The organism is Streptomyces sp. NPDC048659 (genome assembly GCF_040650575.1).
Lineage (GTDB): Bacteria > Actinomycetota > Actinomycetes > Streptomycetales > Streptomycetaceae > Streptomyces.
In genome coordinates this window covers 142,672-161,459 of record NZ_JBEZHM010000004.1, presented here as the reverse complement: position 1 = coordinate 161,459, position 18,788 = coordinate 142,672, and the positions used below count along the sequence as shown (strand labels likewise).

Sequence of the window (18,788 nt, the reverse complement as noted above, 5' to 3'; positions counted from 1 at the left end):
ACGAAGAAGGTCGGGTGTACCGGGGAGTACCGGCCATCCTCGTGAAACCGTCCGGGCGGGTCCGTGGCGTTCACCGCGAATTCGCTCCGCTGACGCCGGGGGGTGCCAGCCTCGCTCCAGGGAGCCGGAGACGGCACGCGAGCGGAACGGGGTACGGGCATGGAGAGCGGGCCGGCGATCTTCGCGGGAGGGGCGTTCACGCTGTTCGGGGCCGCACTGCTGGTGTGGACGGGGGTCCGGGTGGCGCAGGGCGAGCCCGTCGCGCTCGGCGTCGCGCCGAGGCCCGCCGCCGTCCTGGCGGGCCTCTCCGGCGCCGCCTTCCTCCTCCTCGGGATCTGGTGCTTCGGACGTCCGTGAGGGCGCCCCGGCGAGAGCCTCGCCCCGCCGGTCCGGCAGTCCGGGCGGCAGGAAGGGCAGGAGTCGGGTTACCGTTCGAGTGGCCGTTGCGGGCTTTCGCCGTTTGACACGGGGGCGGGTTGTACCGTCACACTCCGCAGCGACGGCAGTGTCACCCGAGTGCCACCGCCGTGCGAGCCAGCACCGTACGTACGCAGTGCGTGCCGGAGAGCGTCGACCGGAGAGAAGAGCCAAGTTGTCCCCGACCAGCGAGACCGCACAGGGCGGCCGTCGACTCGTCATCGTCGAGTCGCCTGCCAAGGCGAAGACGATCAAGGGGTACCTCGGCCCCGGCTACGTCGTCGAGGCGAGCGTCGGGCACATCCGCGACCTCCCGAGCGGCGCCGCCGAGGTGCCCGAGAAGTACACCGGCGAGGTGCGCCGCCTCGGTGTCGACGTCGACCATGACTTCCAGCCCATCTATGTCGTCAACGCCGACAAGAAGGCCCAGGTCAGGAAGCTCAAGGAGCTGCTGGCCGAGTCCGACGAGCTGTTCCTCGCCACCGATGAGGACCGCGAGGGCGAGGCCATCGCGTGGCACCTCCAGGAAGTCCTGAAGCCCAAGGTCCCGGTCCACCGGATGGTCTTCCACGAGATCACCAAGGACGCGATCCAGCAGGCCGTCGCCAACCCGCGCGAGCTGAACAAGCGCATGGTCGACGCCCAGGAGACCCGCCGCATCCTCGACCGCCTCTACGGCTACGAGGTCTCGCCGGTCCTGTGGAAGAAGGTCATGCGCGGCCTGTCCGCGGGCCGCGTGCAGTCCGTCGCGACCCGGCTCGTGGTCGAGCGCGAGCGCGAGCGGATCGCCTTCCGCTCCGCCGAGTACTGGGACCTCACCGGCACCTTCTCCACCGGCCGCGCCGGTGACCCCTCCGACCCGTCGTCCCTGGTCGCGCGGCTCGCGACGGTCGAGGGCAAGCGCGTCGCGCAGGGCCGCGACTTCGGTGCCGACGGGCGCCTGAAGAGCGAGAACGTGCTCCACCTCGACGAGGAGAAGGCCCGCGCGCTCGCCGCCTCCCTCGCCGACACCCGCTTCGCCGTCCGCTCGGTCGAGTCGAAGCCGTACCGCCGCTCCCCGTACGCCCCCTTCCGCACCACGACCCTCCAGCAGGAGGCGAGCCGGAAGCTGGGCTTCGGCGCGAAGGCGACCATGCAGGTGGCGCAGAAGCTGTACGAGAACGGCTTCATCACCTACATGCGTACGGACTCCACGATCCTGTCCGACACGGCCGTGGGCGCGGCCCGCGCCCAGGTCACGCAGCTCTACGGCGCCGACTACCTGCCGGAGAAGCCGCGCGTCTACGCGGGCAAGGTCAAGAACGCCCAGGAGGCGCACGAGGCGATTCGTCCTTCGGGTGATCGTTTCCGCACCCCGGCGGAGACCGGCCTGACCGGCGACCAGTTCCGCCTCTACGAGCTCATCTGGAAGCGGACCGTCGCCTCCCAGATGAAGGACGCCACCGGCAACTCCGTCACCGTGAAGATCGCCGGCGCCGCCGCCGACGGCCGCGACGTCGAGTTCTCCGCCTCCGGCAAGACGATCACCTTCCACGGCTTCATGAAAGCGTACGTCGAAGGCGCCGACGACCCGAACGCCGAGCTCGACGACCGCGAGCGGCGCCTGCCGCAGGTCGCCGAGGGCGACGCGCTGGCCGCCGAGGAGATCACCGTCGACGGCCACGCGACCAAGCCGCCGGCCCGCTACACCGAGGCCAGCCTGGTCAAGGAGCTCGAAGAGCGCGAGATCGGCCGCCCCTCGACGTACGCCTCGATCATCGGCACCATCCTCGACCGCGGCTACGTCTTCAAGAAGGGGACGGCGCTCGTGCCGTCGTTCCTCTCCTTCGCCGTCGTCAACCTCCTGGAGAAGCACTTCGGGCGGCTCGTCGACTACGACTTCACCGCCAAGATGGAGGACGACCTCGACCGCATCGCGCGCGGCGAGGCCCAGGCGGTGCCGTGGCTGAAGCGTTTCTACTTCGGCGAGGGCGGCTCCGGCACCGAGGGCGCGGGCGGCGCGGCCGACGCGGGCAACGGCGACGGCGACCACCTCGGCGGGCTCAAGGAGCTCGTCACCGACCTCGGCGCCATCGACGCCCGCGAGATCTCCTCCTTCCCCGTCGGCGACGGCATCGTGCTGCGCGTCGGCCGCTACGGCCCCTACGTGGAGCGCGGCGAGAAGGACCAGGAGGGCCACCAGCGCGCCGACGTCCCCGAGGACCTCGCGCCCGACGAGCTGACCGTCGCCTACGCGGAGGAGCTGCTCGCCAAGCCGAGCGGCGACTTCGAGCTGGGCGCCGACCCCGTCAGCGGCAACCAGATCGTCGCCAAGGACGGCCGCTACGGCCCGTACGTCACCGAGATCCTCCCCGAGAACACCCCGAAGACCGGCAAGAACGCGGTCAAGCCGCGCACCGCCTCCCTCTTCAAGTCGATGTCCATCGACACGGTGACCCTCGACGAGGCGCTCAAGCTGATGTCGCTGCCCCGCGTCGTCGGCGCCGACGCCGAAGGTGTCGAGATCACGGCGCAGAACGGCCGCTACGGCCCGTACCTCAAGAAGGGCACGGACTCGCGGTCGCTCACCGACGAGGAGCAGCTGTTCACGATCACGCTGGAGGAGGCGCTGGCGATCTACGCCCAGCCCAAGCAGCGTGGCCGCGCCGCCGCCAAGCCCCCGCTGAAGGAGCTCGGCACCGACCCCGTCAGCGAGAAGCCCGTGGTCGTCAAGGACGGCCGCTTCGGCCCGTACGTGACCGACGGCGAGACCAACGCGACCCTGCGCACCGACGACAGCGTCGAGACGATCACGCCCGAGCGCGGCTACGAGTTGCTCGCCGAGAAGCGGGCCAAGGGCCCGGCGAAGAAGGCGGCCAAGAAGGCGCCCGCCAAGAAGGCCCCGGCGAAGAAGACGGCCGCGAAGACCGCCGCGACCAAGACGGCCGCGACCAAGACCGCCGCCGCGAAGAAGACGGCCGCCAAGAAGACCACGGCGGCCAAGACCACGGCGGCCAAGACCACGGCGACGAAGACCGCCGCGAAGAAGACGACGGCCGCCGCGAAGAAGGCGGCCGCCGCCGAGCAGGAGTGACACTCCCGACACCGAGGGGAGGCGGGGGCCGCGGCCCCCGCCTCCCCGTCTGTTTGTTCGGGCGGAGGCCGCGGGCAGCGAGGCCGTCCGGATAGGGTGGACGGATGACGCGAGCAGAGCAGCCAGACACCACCGCCGCACTCGTCGCCGATTCCCGGGAGCGCGCCGTCCGCTCCCTGCTGCGCCACCAGCCGCTGCGGCGGCTCTGGAGCGCCCAGGCCATCGGCGGCACCGGCGACGCGCTCGCCGCCCTCGTGCTCCTCCTGCTCGGGCTCCAGGCCGCCGTGGCCGCGGGCGCCCTCGGCGGGGGTTACCGGGGCGCGGCCTTCGCCGTCGCCGCCGTCATCGGTACGCGGATCCTCGCCGCCGTCCTCTTCGGCGCCGTCCTGCTCGGCCCGCTCACCAAGCTGACCGCGCCCGACGGCCCGCTCGACCGCCGCTGGACCATGATCGGCGCCGACGGGCTGCGGCTCGCGCTGCTCGTCGTCGCGCCGCTGTGGATCGACTGGACCTCCGACAAGGCGCTCTGGTTCCTGCTCGGCACCGTCTTCGTCACCGGTGCGGCCGAACGCCTCTGGACCATCGCCAAGGACGGCGCCGCCCCCGCGCTGCTGCCCGCCCCGCCGATCGAGGGCGCCGCCGTGCGCCCGCTCCCGGACCACCTGGGCGCGCTGCGCACCCTCAGCCTGCGCACCGGCTTCCTCGCCGTGCCCGCCGCCGCCGGGGTCCTGCTGCTCGCCACGCTGATCGGCAACCTGCTCGGCAGCGGCATCGACTGGTTCTCGCAGCACCAGGCCGCCCTCGGCTCCTACGTCGCCGCCGGGCTCTTCGCCGCCTCCCTCTCCGTCCTGGTCCCGCTCACGCTGCCCGGCGGCCGGACCCCGCGCCCCCGCTCGCCCCTGGAGGGCCTGCGGCTGCCCGCGGAGAAGGGCCGCACCGGCGCCCTCCCGCTCTTCGTCCTCGCCTGCGGCACCGTCGCCGGAGCCATCGCCGCCGCCGCGGCCGTCGCCGTCCTGCACGCCTACGACCTGGGCGGCGGGCCCGTCACGTACGCGCTGCTGATCCTCGCGCTCAGCGGCGGCACCGCCCTCGGCATCCGCACCGCCGGTTCGGTCCTCACCGCGCTCTCCCGGCGCCGCCTGCTCTCCCTCGCCGTCGCCGTCACCGGCGTCGCCCTGCTCGCCATGGGCCTGGTCCCCGACACGGCCACCGTGCTCGCGCTGGCCGCCCTCGCCGGTTACGCCGCCGGGGTCGCCGCCCGCACCGGGCACAGCCTCGTCGACCAGGAGACCGAGGAGGCCCGCGCGCCCCGCGTCACCGAGCACCTCCAGGCCGTGTCCCGCGCCGCGATCGGCGCGGGCGCCCTCGCCGCCCCGCTGCTCGCCGCCGCCATCGGGCCGCACCGGCTCGCCGCCGGCTCCTTCGTCTTCGCCCACGGCGGCGCCGCCTTCACCCTGATGCTCGTCGGCGCGCTGCTGCTGCCCGTCGCCGCGCTCGTCCTCGCCAAGACCGACGACCGCGCCGGTGTCCCGCTGCGCCGCGACCTCGGCGACGCCCTGCGCGGCGCCGACCCGGCCCAGGCGCCCTGCCCGACCGGCTTCTTCATCGCCCTGGAGGGCGGCGACGGCGCCGGCAAGTCCACCCAGGTCGAGGCGCTCGCCGAGTGGATCAGGGCCAAGGGCCACGAGGTCGTCGTCACCCGCGAGCCCGGCGCCACCCCCATCGGCAAGCGGCTCCGCTCGATCCTGCTCGACGTCTCCAGCGCGGGCCTGTCCAACCGCGCCGAGGCGCTGCTGTACGCGGCCGACCGCGCCGAACACGTCGACTCCCTGGTCAAGCCCGCCCTGGAGCGCGGCGCCGTCGTCATCACCGACCGGTACATCGACTCCTCCGTCGCCTACCAGGGCGCCGGCCGCGACCTCTCGCCGACCGAGATCGCCCGCATCAGCCGCTGGGCCACCGACGGCCTCGTCCCGCACCTCACCGTGCTCCTCGACGTGTCGCCCGAGACCGCCCGCGAGCGGTTCACCGAGGCGCCCGACCGGCTGGAGTCCGAGCCGCCGGAGTTCCACGCGCGCGTGCGCGCCGGGTTCCTGGCCCTCGCCGCCGCCGACCCCGGCCGCTACCTCGTCGTCGACGCCGGCCAGGAGCCGGAGGCCGTCACCACCGCCGTACGCCACCGGCTCGACCGGGTCCTGCCGCTCTCCGAGGCCGAGGTGAAGGCCCAGGAGGAGGCCCGCCGCAAGGCCGAGGAGGACGCCCGCCGCCGCGCGGAGGAGGAGGCCGCCCGCAAGGCCGAGGAGGAGCGCCTGGAGCGCGAGCGCCAGGAGCAGCTCGCCAAGCTGCGCGCCGAGGAGGAGGCCCGCCGCAAGGCCGAGGAGGAAGAGGCCCGCCGCCTGGAGGCCGAGCGCCAGGCCGAGGAGGCCCGCCGGCGCGCCGAGGAGGCCCGGGTCGCGGCCGAGGAGGAGCGCAAGCGGCGCGAGGCCGAGGAGAAGGCCCGCCTCGCGGAGGAGGAGCGGCGCCGCAAGCAGGCCGAGGAGGAGGCCCGGCTGCGCGCCGAGGCCGAGGAGCGGCGCCTGGAGAAGCAGCGCAAGGCCGAGGAGGCCCTGGTCCGCGCGGAGGAGGCCCGCAGGCTGGCGGAGGCCGCCGCCGCGAAGGCCGCGGAGGAGGCCGCCCGCAAGGCGGCCGAGGAGGCCGCGCGCCAGTCCGCCGCGGAGGAGGCCGCGGCCGCCGCGCTGGCGGCCGAGGTCCAGCGGAAGGCCGCCGCCGCGGCGGCGCAGGTGAAGGCCGAGGAGGAGCGGGCCGCGGCGCGCGCCGCGGAGGAGAAGAAGCAGCAGCGGGCGGCGGCGGAGTCCGGGGGCCGGGCCGCGAGCGCGACCGCGAGTGCGAGTGGGGCGGTGGCCGGTGCCAAGGCCGGCGCCAAGGCCGGGGCGGCTGGGGCCGGTGCCGGTGCCCGTACGCGGAAGAGCGTCGAGGAGTCGGCGAACGAGGTCACCGTCGAGACGCCGATCGTGAAGCCCGGCGCCGCGCCCGGCGGTCGTGCGTCGGCCGGGACCTCGGCCGGAGCCTCGGCAGGGACCCCGGACCACGAGGTCACCGTCGTCACGCCCGTCGTGACCCCGGCCGACCGCGAGCCGGCCGTCTCCCCGAACGAGGTCACAGTCCCCACCCCGATCGTCCGCCTCGACGACGAGACGGCGGTCCTGCCCCGCGTCCGGGACACCCGGGACCCCCGCTCGGCCAAGGGCGGCGCGCCCGCGGAGAGCGAGAGCGAGAACGAGAACGAGCGGACGGCCGTGCTGCCGACCGTACGGGACGCCGCTCCGGCCGACCGGGTGCCGCAGGACTTCTTCCGGGACGCCGACGCGGCGGGCTCCGAGGACCGCACCCGCGAGCTGCCCCAGCTCGACGAGAACGGGCGGCCCAAGCGCCGCTCCGACTGGGCCGAGGAGACCCCCCTCGACGACCTCCCGACCCTCGCGGACGAGCTCCTCGGGCCGCATGATGACGAGCGCGGCGGGGAGCGCCGCGGCGGGAACGGCGGCCGGGGCCGCCGCTGACACGCCCGGCCCGGTCGGGGGTGGAGCGGGCTCCACCCCCGACCGGCCAGCCTGCCCCATACCGCCCTGACCTGCACTTTTCTAGCGTGGTCGGTATGACCACAGCACTTTCCCTCGACGCGGTGAGCCGGGTCCACGACGGCGGGCTCACCGCGCTCGACTCGGTGAGCCTCACCGTTCCGCGCGGCCGCTTCCTCGCGGTCATGGGCGCCTCGGGCTCCGGCAAGTCCACGCTGCTGCGCTGCGCGGCCGGCCTGGAGCGCCCGACGTCCGGCACGGTACGGATCGGGGACACCGACCTCGGCCGGCTGAAGCCCGCCGCGCTGACCCGGCTGCGGCGCGACCGGATCGGGTTCGTCTTCCAGTCGCTCAACCTCGTCTCCTCGCTCGACGTGCGCGAGAACGTCGCCCTCCCGCTGCTCCTCGCCGGGGCCCGCGACGACGGCCGGGCGCTGGCGGGGCTGGCCGCCGTGGGGCTGGCCGACCGGGCGGGCGACCGGCCCGGGAAGCTCTCCGGCGGGCAGCGGCAGCGGGTCGCGGTCGCCCGCGCGCTGGTCACCGAACCCGAGGTGGTCTTCGCCGACGAGCCGACCGCCGCGCTCGACCCCGTCACCGCCGCCGAGGTCCTGAACCTGCTGCGCCGCGCCGTCGACGAGCACGGCCGCACGGTCGTCCTGGTCACCCACGACCCGGCCGCCGCGGCCTGGGCGGACGAGGCGGTCTTCCTGCACCGGGGCCGGATCACCGGTGCCCTGGAGCGGCCCGACGCCGAACGGGTCCGTGCGATGTTCTGGTCCGGCGCCGCCCGCCGCCCGGCCCCGGCGGTGGCGCGATGAGCGCGGCACGGCTGCTGGCCACGCGGGCGCTGCGGGTCCACCGGCGGGAGTGGGCGGCGGTGTTCGCGGCGGTCGCGCTCGTCTCGCTGCTGCTCGGCGCCCTCGCCGTGACCGCCGGCTCGCTGGGGCTCGGGCACGCGCGCGTGGAGCGGTACGCGGCGGCGGACGTGGTGGTCGCGGGCGACCAGCGCGTCCGGCACACGTCCCGCCCCTGGGGCGGCGAGCCGACCACCGCCACGGCCCCGCTGACCGAGCGGGTCGGCGTCCCGGCGAAGGCGGCGGAGCTGCTGCGGGGCGTGGCGGGGGTGCGGGAGGTGGTGCCGGACGACGGGTTTCCCGTACGGGATGGCGGGGACTCACGGGACTCACAGCACTCACGGGACTCACGGGACTCCCGTCCGGTACGTGCGGAGGGTGCGCCTGTCGTACGGGATGCCCAGGGCCCCCGTCCCGTACGTGCGGAGGCCGCCCCGGCCGTACGGGAGTACTCCGGGCGGTCGTGGGACGCGGCCCGGCTCGGGGGGTACGGGCTCACCGCCGGGCGGGCGCCCGGGGCGGCGGGCGAGGTGGTCGCCGGGGGCGGCTCCGGCGCGCGCGTCGGGCAGGAGCTGGCTGGGTACCGGGTCGTCGGGCTCGCCGACGGGCCCTCCACCGCGCTGTACTTCGGCGCCGCCGAGGCGCGACGGCTCGCCGGGCACCCCGGCCGCCACGACGCGCTCGGCGTGCTGGCCGCGCCCGGCGTGCCCGTCGACACCCTCCACGCGCGGGTGCGGGAGGCCCTCGACGCGGGCGGGCTGCGGGAGCTGCGGGCCTTCACCGGGGACGGCAGGGGCGGCGTCGAGGACCTGCGGGCCCTGCCCGCGCGGAACGGGCTGCTCCAGCTCCTCGCCGCCGTGGCCGGGACGGTCCTCCTGGTCGCCGCCCTCGTCCTCACCTCGCTCGTCGCGCAGGCCCTCCACCAGCGGGCGGGGGAACGGGAGTTGCTGTACGCGGTCGGCGCCTCGCCCCGGCAGGTGCGGGCCGCCGCCGGGCGCGAGGTGAGCCGGGTCGCGGGCGCGGCGGCGGTGCTCGGCGCGCTCGGCGCCGTACCGGCGGCCCTGGCGCTCCGGGCGGCGCTGGAAGCGCGCGGACTGCTGCCGGGAACGCTCGAACTCCCCCTCCCGAGCTGGCTGTTCGGCGCCGTGCTGGTGACCGCCGCCCTGACCCTGGGGCTCGCCCGCGGTGTGGTCGCGTGCGCCCTGGCGCGCCGGGGCCGGGCGTCCGGCGGCGGGGTGCGGCGGGGCTTCGGCATCGCCCTGCTGGCGGTCGGCGCGGGAGCCTCCGGGACCGCGACCCTCCAGTCCGGCGAGGCCGCCGGGGCCGCGGCGGGCGCGGCGACGGTGACGCTCGTGGCGGGCTGCGCGCTGCTCGGGCCGTGGATCGCGGCGGCGGCCATGCGGGTGGCGGGGCCGCCGCTGAAGCGCTTCGGCGGGGTGCCGGGGCGGCTCGCCGCGGCGGGGGCGACGGCGCACTCGCGACGGCTCGGCGCCGCGCTGGTCCCGGCCGTCCTGGTCACGGCCTTCGCGACCGTCCAGCTCGCGGCGGGCGCCACGGCGGAGCGCGCGGCGGAGCACCAGGCGCGGGCGGCGATGACGGCGGACTTCGGGGTGGCGGGGCCCGGTGCCGGTGCCAGCTCCGGTGCCGGCTCCGGTGCCGAGGGGGTCACCGGCCGCGCCGGGATCACCGCCGCCGAGGTGCGGGGGCTTCCCGGGGTGACGGCGGCGACCGACGTGCTGCGGTCCAGCGTCGTCCTGGCCCGCACCGAGGCGGGCGAGCCCCGGCTCGACCGGCTGCCGGTGCTGGGCGTGGACGCGGCCGGCCTGCCCGGGGCGCTCGACCCGGGCACCGTCGCCGGGGACCTCGCGGGGCTCGCCCGCCCCGGCACGGTCGCGGTCGGCGCGGACCGGGCCGACTCCCTTGAGGTGGGGCCCGGTTCGACGGTTGAGCTGTGGTTCGACGACGGGGCGCGGCGGCGGCTCACCGTGGTCGCGGTGTACGAACGGTCCCTCGCGCTCGGCGAGTTCCTGCTGCCCGCCCCCGAACTGGCCGCGCACATGGGCGATCCGCGCCCCGCGCGGGTGCTCGTTGCGGGGCCTGGCGGGGCCGCCGTCCCCGGGGCCTTGGCCGGTCCTGAGCCCGAGCGGGTCGTCGCGGACGGGGCGGCGGCGGGGAGCCTGGTGTCGGCGGTCGTCGTCGCCGCGGTCGGCGCGCTCACCGTGCTCTGCGTACTGAGCACCCTCGCCCTCGTCGGCGCGGGCCGCCGGGACGAACTGCGGCTCCTCCAGCGGGTCGGCGCCGCCCGCCGCGGGCTGCGCGCGATGCTGCGGCTGGAGGCGCTCTTCCTCGCCGTGACCGGTCTCCTGCTGGGTACCGTCGTCGCCGCGCTGCCGCTGGCCGCGTTCGCCTGGGCGCTGACCGGCGGCCTCCCGTACCTGCCGCCGTGGCAGGCGGGGCTGATCGCGGGGACGGTGCTCGTGACGACGTACGCGGGGACGGTGTGGCTCGGGGGGCTGGGGACGGCCGAGGGGGGCAAGGGGGCGTGACGGGCGGGGGCCGGTGGGTCGGCTGCCGGTCGCCCGCCGAGCCGCCTGCCGGGAGATCCGCCAGGCCGCCCGCCAGGCCGCCCGCCGGGAGGTCCGGCGGGCGGCTCATGCTTCGGCTCAGGCGCCGGCTCAGGCGTAGAGGTAGGCCGGCACTCGGCTCAGGCGTCAGCCCAGGCGTAGAGGTAGGCCAGCACTCGGCTCAGGCGTCTACCCAGGCGCCAGCCCAAGCGCCGACTCACGCGTTGAGATAGGCCAGCACCGCGAGCACCCGGCGGTGGCCGCTGTCGCTCGGGGGCAGGTCCAGCTTCGCGAAGACGTTGCCGACGTGCTTGTGGACCGCCCGCTCGGTGACCGTCATCGAGCGGGCGATCGTCGCGTTGTCGAGGCCCTGCGCCATCAGCTCCAGGCACTCGCGCTCGCGCGGCGTCAGCGAGTCCAGCGGGTCGTCGCGGCGGCGGGCCATCAGCTCGGTGACCACCTCGGGGTCGAGCGCGGTGCCGCCCGCGGCGACCCGGTCCAGGGCGTCCAGGAACTCGTCCACCCGGCCCACCCGGTCCTTCAGCAGGTAGCCGACACCCCGGGCGCCGCCGCCGAGGAGCTCGGCGGCGTAGGTCTCCTCCACGTACTGGGAGAGCACGAGGACCGGCAGGCCGGGGAGTTCGGCGCGGGCGGCGAGCGCGGCGCGCAGCCCCTCGTCGCGGAAGCCGGGCGGCAGCCGGACGTCCAGGACGGCCACGTCGGGCCGGTGCTCCAGGAGCAGCGGGAGGATCTCGGGGCCGGTCGCCGCCACCCCCGCCACCTCGTGCCCCGCCGAGGTCAGCAGCAGGACGATCCCCTCTCTCAGGAGGGCGTTGTCCTCGGCGATCACCACACGCACGGCAGCTCCACTTCGATCACGGTCGGGCCCCCGACGGGGCTGGTCAGGCGTACGGTCCCGTCGAGCGCGGCGACCCGGCGGCGCAGCCCGAGCAGCCCCGAGCCGGCCCCCTCCGCCGCCTCGGCCCCGCCCCGCCCCTCGTCCCGCACGGCGGCGCGCAGGCCGGTGGGGGTACGGGCGAGCAGGACGGAGGCGCGGGTGGCGCCGCTGTGCTTGGCGGCGTTGGTGAGGGCCTCGGCGACGGCGAAGTAGGCGGCGGCCTCGACGGCGGCGGGGGCGCGGGCCACCACGGCACTCGGGGTGTCCGGGGCGTCGGGGGCACCCATGGCGTCCGGGCCCGGGTGCGCGGGCTCCAGCGTGTCGGCGGTCACCGTCACCTCCAGGCCGCTGCCGGCCGCCAGGGCCCGGACGGCTCCGGTCAGGCCCCGGTCGGTGAGGATCGGCGGGTGGATGCCCCGTACGACGTGCCGCAGCTCGGCGAGCGCCTGCTCGGCCTGGTCCTGGGCGTCGTCGAGCAGCCGGAGCGCCGCCTCCGGGTCGGCGGCGTACGCCCGGCGCGCGAGCCCGATCCGCATGGACAGGGCGACGAGCCGGGCCTGCGCGCCGTCGTGCAGGTCGCGTTCGATGCGGCGGAGCTCGGCGCCGTGCGCGGCGACCGCGCCCGCGCGGGTCGCGGTCAGCTGCTCGACGCGGGCGGCCAGCACGGCGTCCCGGGCGGCGGCGGGGCCGGGTGTCAGCAGGGTCCGCGACCAGGCGGCCGACAGATCGGCGAGCCGGTCGATCAGCGGCAGCAGCACCGGGCGGCGGCCGAGCAGCCCGGTCCACGCCCCGTCGACGAGCAGGGCCGGCGCCCACAGCACCATCACCGCGTACAGCAGGACCATGCCGTACAGCAGCTTCGCCGCCATCCAGAGGAGGTCGGCGAGGGTGGAGGGGTCGGCGACGGCGGTGCGTACGCGCTCGGGCAGCGGGCCTTCGAGCGGCAGGTACGCCTCCGGGACCGGCGCCCCGGAACGGGCGGCGGTGAGGCGGCGCTCCCAGTCGGCGAGCCGGCGCAGCAGCAGGACGCTCTCCGGCAGCACGCCGGCGCCGATGACGGTGAGGGAGAGCACGGCGGTGAAGAGGACGACGCCGACCATGAGATAGCAGAGCAGCGAGACGACGGCTCCGAGCAGCAGGTGGAGCGTCGCCGTCGCCGCACTCCTGATCGACTCGCGCATGGGTTCAGGCTAGGCGACGGGCCGGGGCGGGACGGTGGAGCGGGCTACACCATCGGTCCGGGGGAGCGCACGGCTGTGCGAGCGGCGCGGAGCGGCGAGGATCTGTGTATGCGGCACCCGCCGCGTACCCCTGCTCTCCTCTGGAGGTCGTCATGAGGCCCGTACTGTGGCTGCTGCTCGTCGCCGCTCTCGCCGTCAACGTCTACGTCACCAGCTTCTCCGGCTACCACGGCGTCGACCATCTGATCGGCAGCGCCTCGTCGGGCGTCGTCGCGATCGGCGCGGGTGTCGGCCTGTGGCTGACGCGGCCCGCGCGGGACGCCCGGTCCGGGGGTGCCTGACGGCGGACCGGGCTGGACTGGACCGGGCTGGACTGGACCGGACTGGACTGGACTGGGCGCCGGACCGGAGGAGACCGGACCGGACGGCAGACCCGGCTGTCGGTGCCGTGCCCCACAATGGGACGGGTACGCGAGGAGGGCCGAGGAGGGCTGCGGGCATGGCCGTATGGGACGACCTGGTCGGACAGGCGCGAGTGGAGGAGCAGCTCGCCGCCGCCGCGCGGGACGCCGACGCGTTCGTGACCGCCCAGGCCGCCGGTGAGCCCGTTCCCGAGGCGTCGAAGATGACGCACGCCTGGCTGTTCACGGGCCCCCCGGGGGCCGGGCGGGACACGGCGGCGCGGGCGTTCGCGGCGGCGCTGCAGTGCGTGAGCCCGGACCGGGCGCTGGGCGGGGCGCCGGGCTGCGGCTTCTGCGACGGCTGCCACACGGCCCTGATCGGCACCCACGCGGACGTCGAGGTGGTCCGCACGGACCTGCTCTCGATCGGCGTGAAGGACACCCGTGAGCTGGTGCGGCGCGCCCAGCTCTCGCCGGCCGGGCGGCGCTGGCAGGTCATCGTCCTGGAGGACGCGGACCGCCTGACGGAGGGCGCGGCGAACGTGCTGCTGAAGGCGGTGGAGGAGCCCGCGCCGCGGACGGTCTGGATGCTGTGCGCGCCCTCGCTGGAGGACGTGCTGCCGACGATCCGCTCCCGCTGCCGGCACCTGTCGCTGACGACGCCGTCGGTGGCGGCGGTCGCCGATCTGCTGGTGCGGCGCGACGGCATCGAGCCGCAGGTGGCGCAGGCGGCGGCGCGGGCGACCCAGGGGCACATCGACCGGGCCCGGCGGCTGGCGACGGACGAGCGGGCGCGGGCGCGCCGGGCGGTGGTGCTGAAGCTGCCGCAGCGGGTCGGCGACGTGGGCGGCGGCCTGCGGGCGGCCCAGGAGCTGGTGGACGCGGCGGCGGAGGACGCGAAGCAGGTCGCGGAAGAGGTCGACGTCAAGGAGACCGAGGAGCTGAAGGCGGCGCTCGGGGCGGTGCAGGGCGGCCGGATGCCGCGGGGCACGGCGGGCGCGATGAAGGAGCTGGAGGACCGGCAGAAGCGGCGCCGGACGAGGACGCAGCGCGACAGCCTGGACCTGGCGCTCACCGACCTGACCGGCTTCTACCGCGATGTGCTGGCGGTGCAGCTGCGCGCGGCGAGCCCGCTGGCGAACGAGGACGTGCGGGACGCGCTGGAGACGATCGCCCGCGACACGACGCCGGAGCGCACGCTGCGCCGGATCGAGGCGGTGCTCGCCTGCCGCGAGGCCCTCGACCGGAACGTGGCGCCGCTGCTGGCGGTGGAGGCGATGACGATGGCGCTGCGGGACTGAGCCGGGCGGCGGCGGTACGACCGGCCCCCGGATTGGACACGGAGCGTACCCGTCCGGATACGCTCCGGGAATGGACTCCAGGCGCCTGCTCCGCATCTCGGCCTCGGCCCTCACGGCCGCCGGTCTGATCCTGTCCGGCTGCACGAGCGGCAGCGACGCCGCCGCGCCGCCCTCCGCGGGCGGTACGAGGGCGGCCCTGCAGAAGTACTACGGCCAGCAGGTGACCTGGCGGGCGTGCGGGGCGCCGGGCTTCCAGTGCGGCACGGTGCTGGTCCCGCTCGACTACGCGAAGCCCGCGGCGGGCGACGTGAAGCTGGCGGTGTCCCGGGTGAAGGCGACGGGGCCGGGCAGGCGGCTCGGCTCGCTGCTGGTCAACCCGGGCGGCCCGGGGGGTTCGGCGGTCGGCTACCTCCAGGGATACGCGGGTGTCGGCTACCCGGCGCAGGTGCGGGCGCGGTACGACATCGTGGGCGTCGACCCGCGGGGCGTGGCCCGCAGCGAGCCGGTCGAGTGCCTGACGGGCCCGCGGATGGACGCGTACACGCAGGTGGACCAGACGCCGGACGACGCGGGGGAGCAGCGGGCGCTGGAGGCGGCGTTCCGGGAGTTCGCGGCGGCGTGCGAGAAGCGCTCGGGGCGGGTGCTGCCGCACGTGTCGACGGTGGCGGCGGCCCGGGACATGGACGTGGTGCGGGAGGTGCTGGGCGACCGGCGGCTGAACTACGTGGGGGCGTCGTACGGGACGTTCCTGGGCGCCACGTACGCGGAGCTGTTCCCGGACAAGGCGGGGCGGCTGGTGCTGGACGGGGCGATGGACCCGTCGCTGTCGGCCGAGGAGCTGAACCGGGACCAGACGGGCGGCTTCGAGACGGCGTTCAAGGCGTTCGCGGCGGACTGCGTGCGCAAGCCGGACTGCCCGCTCGGTACGGAGTCGGTGCCGGCGGCGACGGAGGCGCTGCGGGGCTTCTTCCGCGAGGTGGACGCGAAGCCGGTGCCGACGGGGGAGAGCCGGAAGCTGGGCGAGTCGCTGGCGACGACGGGGGTGATCGCCGCGATGTACGACGAGGCGGCGTGGCCGCAGCTGCGGGAGGCGCTGACGCGGGCGATGGGCGGCGAGGGCTCGGCGCTGCTGACGCTGGCCGACAGCTACTACGAGCGGGAGGCGGACGGCTCGTACGCGAACCTGATGTCCGCGAACGCGGCCGTGAACTGCCTGGACCTCCCGCCGGCCTTCGCGGGCCCGGAGGCGGCGGAGCGGGCGGTGCCGTCGTTCGAGAAGGAGTCCCCGGTCTTCGGCCGCGGCCTGGCCTGGGCGGCCCTGAACTGCACGTACTGGCCGACCCCCGCCACGGGCCGCCCCCACCGGATCACGGCGGACGGCGCACCCCCGATCGTGGTCGTCGGCACCACCCGCGACCCGGCCACCCCGTACAAGTGGGCCCGCTCCCTGGCCTCCCAGCTCGCCTCGGGCACCCTCCTCACCTACGAGGGCGACGGCCACACCGCGTACGGCCGGGGCAGCGACTGCATCGACACGGCGATCAATACGTACCTCCTGGAAGGCACCGCCCCGACTGACGGAAAGCGCTGCTCATAGCCCTGCCGAGCCCCTGGTCGGAGCACCCCGCGAAACTGTGTAGACTTGCCGACGCTGCTGCACCCACCATGGGAAGCACGGCTTGCCGCCTTAGCTCAGTTGGCCAGAGCAACGCACTCGTAATGCGTAGGTCTCGGGTTCGAATCCCGAAGGCGGCTCCAGAGAAGCCCAGGTCACACAGCCCGTGACCTGGGCTTTTTCTTATGCGCTGGCCACGCGGGGGCGGAACGCGATGATCTTCGCTCCCTCATGTGTGGCCGTCGTGTGGCCATCTTGCTCGGGAGCCGCTTCGACTGCCCTCTGCTGGGGCAGGCGGGCGGCGCCACGCGGGACCATGGCGGCGGTCGCCTCGGCGGCCTCGGCGGCGGCCTTGGGCATGACCGACTGATAGATGTCCCGTGTGATCCGGCTGTCGCTGTGTCCGAGGGTCTCGGACACGATCTTGACGTCGACGCCGGCGGCGAGCATGAGCGAGGCGGCGACGTGCCGCAGGTCGTGCAGCCGGATCGGCGGCAGCCCGGAGAGGTCGACGAGCCGCTCGAACTGATCGGTCAGCCACCCGGGGTGAATCCGGTCGCCATCCTCTTGGGTGAACATCCGGCCCGACTCGATCCACGCCGGTCCCCACTGGCAGCGCTCGGCGGCCTGCTTGGTCCGGTGCGCGTCGAGCACCTCGGCGGTGTACTCGTCGATCGAGAACACGCGCTCGCCGCTGTCGGTCTTGGGCAGGCTCTCTATGACCTCCCATCCGTCCTGTACGAGCTGTGTGGCAATGGTCATTGAGCGACTCTCTGCCGAGTAGTCGGCCCACCGGACGCCGCACGCCTCGCCGCGCCGCAGACCCCGGAACGTGATCAGGTGGAACAGCGGCAGCAGTCGGTGCTTCGACTCGGCGAGGAAGTCGAGGAACTGCCCTGCCTGTTCCGGCGTCCAGACCATGACCGCCGAGGGACGCTCGCCGGTCCGCACCCATGCCTCGACCCGCTCGGGCGTCCACACCATCGCCTTGGGTCGCTTGGCCGGTGTGAGTTCGACGTACGAGGCGGGGTTGAAGGTGATCGCCCCGCGCGCGATGGCGGTGTTCAGCGCGGCGCGCAGAGTGTCGCGGACGTGCTTCTGAGTCGACGGTCCGGTGATACGGCGGAACGGGGGCATCGCGTCGATGGCGTCCTTGAGGAACTTCCGTCGGCCGCGGTTCTCCCGCCCCTTCCACGGGATCGTTTTCAGCTCGTCGAGCGCCGCGCGGCGCTGCATGTTCGCGTCGTGAATGTCGGCGTTGGTCTCGGCGATTCCGGCGAACATCTCGTCGAGGTGCTGCACCGTGAGGCGGTCGAGGCGGATGTGCCCGATCCGCGGTTTCAGGTGGCACCTGATGTCGACCTCGTACCGGGTCTCGCCGCTCTTGCGGAGCGCCTTCTTACCGGCGAGCCACGTGTCGAGCCACTCGGCGACCGTCATGTGCTGAGTCAGAGACTGTCCGGTCGCGAAACGGCGCTTCGTCTCGTCGTAGTTCGGGATGTCCTCGCCGCTCGCCGACACCGTTTCGAGCAAGTCGGCGATGCGGCGGCGTCCGTCGGGGTCGGACTTCTTGTCGGCGATGTCGAGCAGCGAGGCAAGCGCGTTGATGTCGGTCTGCGCGTCGCCCTTGGTCTTGTACCCGCTGCGGCGGAAGCGGCGTCGGGTGCCGTCCTCGCGGGGCGGCAGTTCCTGAACCAGGCTCCAAACGCCGTGCGTCCGCTGCGGCAGCTTCTTGCACGCTGTGCCGAGCTGCTTGCCGGTCTGCGGATCACGGCATCCGCAGCGCTTGGTGATCGTTCCGTTCATCTAGTCGTTTTCCTCCGGTGTGACTGAGTCGGGGTTGTCGAGCATGTCGAGCCCCCTCATGTCCTCGATCAGGTGGCGTCGTAGAGCGGGGACCTTGAGCCCCGCGCGCACCATGTCGTCGATGTGGCGTGCGAGTTCTTCGAGACGGTGCAGATAGTCGGTTTCGGCGTCGGCATCACCTCCCTTCGCTTGGTTGGCCTCGGTGCGCAGGTACGCCCTGTGAACGGCTGCGAGGCGTCGCTCGAACTCGGGGTACAGCGAGGCCGGATACGCCGCTGTGGCCCACGCTGCGGCCCATGTCTGCCCCGTTCCCGCGATCAGTCGAGTGTCGGGGACGTACCGCCCGCCGATCGGGCCGTCGAGCGTCGGCGTCGCCTCGCCGGTCATCCACTGCCACACCGTGTACGGGTCGCGCGGGTCGGCGGCCGGGACGGTGGGCACTGCTGCCTCGCTCCCGAGGGGGAGCAGCAGGAGCAACGGGGGCGTGGCGAGGGCGAGGCCGAACACGAGCAGCTCGTCGACGGTCACCGGACGGCGTTTCCTGCCCTCGCCGCCGGACCGGCCGGTCTCGATGGTGACGATCACGGAGTACGTGAGGTCGGGGCGTCCGAGGCGGGCGCATTCGGCGGCGAGGTGCTCGCGGTTCATGCCGAGGCGCTCGCGATGCCGGCGGATCTGCGCGGCAAGGACGTCGCCGGCCGTCTGATGACTATGCATATTGCAAAGCTAGCTTTGTTGGTTGCAAAGCGCCACTCTTGATCGTACGTTGCTGATCTAGGCACTACTCGGCATCAACGGGCCGGCGTGCACACCGATGTCACAGGGGACAGAAGATGAGCACCACAGAGCAGGGGATGACACACGACGAGCTGATGACGCTTCCGGTCGCCGTCCCACTGGAAACCGCTAACCGTGCGCTGTGCTTGGGCCGCACGACCGGCTATCACCTCGCCCGGACGGGTCGGTACCCCGTGCGAGTCCTACGCCATGGGAGGGCCTACAAGGTGTCGCGCTACGACCTGCACCGGCACCTCGGCGTCGCACCGGAAGCACCGGCGGACGGCGGCGCGTAGTCCGAAACGCCTCCGCCCGCCGGGGCC

At 74.7% G+C, this 18,788-nt stretch carries 12 protein-coding genes and 1 tRNA gene; 9 read left to right on the top strand and 4 right to left on the bottom strand.

The window, feature by feature from the left end; genetic code table 11:
- Positions 1-159 precede the first annotated feature (159 nt).
- The 5 genes from AB0C99_RS05220 to AB0C99_RS05200 all read left to right on the top strand — a co-directional run bounded on the left by AB0C99_RS05220 (position 160) and on the right by AB0C99_RS05200 (position 10,468).
- Entirely contained in the window at positions 160-357 is a 198-nt protein-coding gene (locus tag AB0C99_RS05220; protein ID WP_351665885.1) for a hypothetical protein, read from the top strand.
- 235 nt (positions 358-592) lie between these two features.
- Positions 593-3,490, top strand: coding sequence for a type I DNA topoisomerase (gene topA, locus AB0C99_RS05215; RefSeq protein ID WP_362469489.1), 2,898 nt, complete (start codon positions 593-595; stop codon positions 3,488-3,490).
- Between the two features lie 104 nt (positions 3,491-3,594).
- Positions 3,595-7,050 (top strand): dTMP kinase, encoded by a 3,456-nt coding sequence (tmk, locus tag AB0C99_RS05210; protein WP_362469486.1) that lies wholly within the window; start codon positions 3,595-3,597, stop codon positions 7,048-7,050.
- Positions 7,051-7,145: 95 nt separating this feature from the next.
- Positions 7,146-7,886, top strand: coding sequence for an ABC transporter ATP-binding protein (locus AB0C99_RS05205; RefSeq protein ID WP_362469483.1), 741 nt, complete (start codon positions 7,146-7,148; stop codon positions 7,884-7,886).
- Positions 7,883-10,468: an FtsX-like permease family protein gene (locus tag AB0C99_RS05200; protein WP_362469481.1), complete on the top strand. Its 2,586-nt coding sequence runs from the start codon at positions 7,883-7,885 to the stop codon at positions 10,466-10,468. The genes AB0C99_RS05205 and AB0C99_RS05200 overlap by 4 nt, the downstream gene beginning before the upstream one ends.
- 235 nt (positions 10,469-10,703) lie before the next feature.
- On the opposite strand, the gene AB0C99_RS05195 is transcribed toward AB0C99_RS05200, so the two are convergent.
- Positions 10,704-11,345, bottom strand: a complete 642-nt coding sequence (locus tag AB0C99_RS05195; RefSeq protein WP_362469478.1) for a response regulator transcription factor — start codon at positions 11,343-11,345, stop codon at positions 10,704-10,706.
- On the bottom strand, positions 11,333-12,565 hold the full coding sequence (locus tag AB0C99_RS05190; RefSeq protein WP_362469475.1) for a histidine kinase: 1,233 nt from the start codon (positions 12,563-12,565) through the stop codon (positions 11,333-11,335). Before AB0C99_RS05190 ends, AB0C99_RS05195 begins: the two co-directional genes overlap by 13 nt.
- A gap of 152 nt (positions 12,566-12,717) precedes the next feature.
- Here AB0C99_RS05190 and AB0C99_RS05185 point away from each other — a divergent pair, with 152 nt between their 5' ends.
- The 4 genes from AB0C99_RS05185 (at position 12,718) to AB0C99_RS05170 (ending at position 16,025) form a co-directional block, all read left to right on the top strand.
- Positions 12,718-12,906, top strand: coding sequence for a hypothetical protein (locus AB0C99_RS05185; RefSeq protein WP_362469473.1), 189 nt, complete (start codon positions 12,718-12,720; stop codon positions 12,904-12,906).
- Between the two features lie 158 nt (positions 12,907-13,064).
- A complete protein-coding gene (locus AB0C99_RS05180; RefSeq protein ID WP_362469470.1) occupies positions 13,065-14,267 on the top strand; it encodes a DNA polymerase III subunit delta' in 1,203 nt (400 codons plus the stop codon).
- A 70-nt stretch (positions 14,268-14,337) separates the two neighbouring features.
- Entirely contained in the window at positions 14,338-15,864 is a 1,527-nt protein-coding gene (locus AB0C99_RS05175) for an alpha/beta hydrolase (protein WP_362469466.1), read from the top strand.
- A gap of 84 nt (positions 15,865-15,948) precedes the next feature.
- Positions 15,949-16,025: transfer RNA gene (locus tag AB0C99_RS05170), tRNA-Thr, on the top strand.
- 40 nt (positions 16,026-16,065) lie between these two features.
- Here AB0C99_RS05170 and AB0C99_RS05165 read toward each other — a convergent pair.
- Entirely contained in the window at positions 16,066-17,688 is a 1,623-nt protein-coding gene (locus AB0C99_RS05165; RefSeq protein ID WP_362469463.1) for a tyrosine-type recombinase/integrase, read from the bottom strand.
- Complete coding sequence (locus AB0C99_RS05160; RefSeq protein ID WP_362469460.1) at positions 17,689-18,405, bottom strand: hypothetical protein; 717 nt, start codon at positions 18,403-18,405, stop codon at positions 17,689-17,691.
- Between the last annotated feature and the right edge of the window lie 383 nt (positions 18,406-18,788).

What these genes read in the sequence shown, in the direction of transcription:
- AB0C99_RS05220 (WP_351665885.1), top strand. Translation starts at nt 160, where the DNA reads ATGGAGAGCGGGCCGGCGATCTTCGCGGGAGGGGCGTTCACGCTGTTC.
- tmk (WP_362469486.1), top strand. Translation starts at nt 3,595, where the DNA reads ATGACGCGAGCAGAGCAGCCAGACACCACCGCCGCACTCGTCGCCGAT.
- AB0C99_RS05205 (WP_362469483.1), top strand. Translation starts at nt 7,146, where the DNA reads ATGACCACAGCACTTTCCCTCGACGCGGTGAGCCGGGTCCACGACGGC.
- AB0C99_RS05200 (WP_362469481.1), top strand. Translation starts at nt 7,883, where the DNA reads ATGAGCGCGGCACGGCTGCTGGCCACGCGGGCGCTGCGGGTCCACCGG.
- AB0C99_RS05190 (WP_362469475.1), bottom strand. Translation starts at nt 12,565, where the DNA reads ATGCGCGAGTCGATCAGGAGTGCGGCGACGGCGACGCTCCACCTGCTG.
- AB0C99_RS05185 (WP_362469473.1), top strand. Translation starts at nt 12,718, where the DNA reads ATGAGGCCCGTACTGTGGCTGCTGCTCGTCGCCGCTCTCGCCGTCAAC.
- AB0C99_RS05180 (WP_362469470.1), top strand. Translation starts at nt 13,065, where the DNA reads ATGGCCGTATGGGACGACCTGGTCGGACAGGCGCGAGTGGAGGAGCAG.
- AB0C99_RS05175 (WP_362469466.1), top strand. Translation starts at nt 14,338, where the DNA reads ATGGACTCCAGGCGCCTGCTCCGCATCTCGGCCTCGGCCCTCACGGCC.
- AB0C99_RS05165 (WP_362469463.1), bottom strand. Translation starts at nt 17,688, where the DNA reads ATGAACGGAACGATCACCAAGCGCTGCGGATGCCGTGATCCGCAGACC.
- AB0C99_RS05160 (WP_362469460.1), bottom strand. Translation starts at nt 18,405, where the DNA reads ATGCATAGTCATCAGACGGCCGGCGACGTCCTTGCCGCGCAGATCCGC.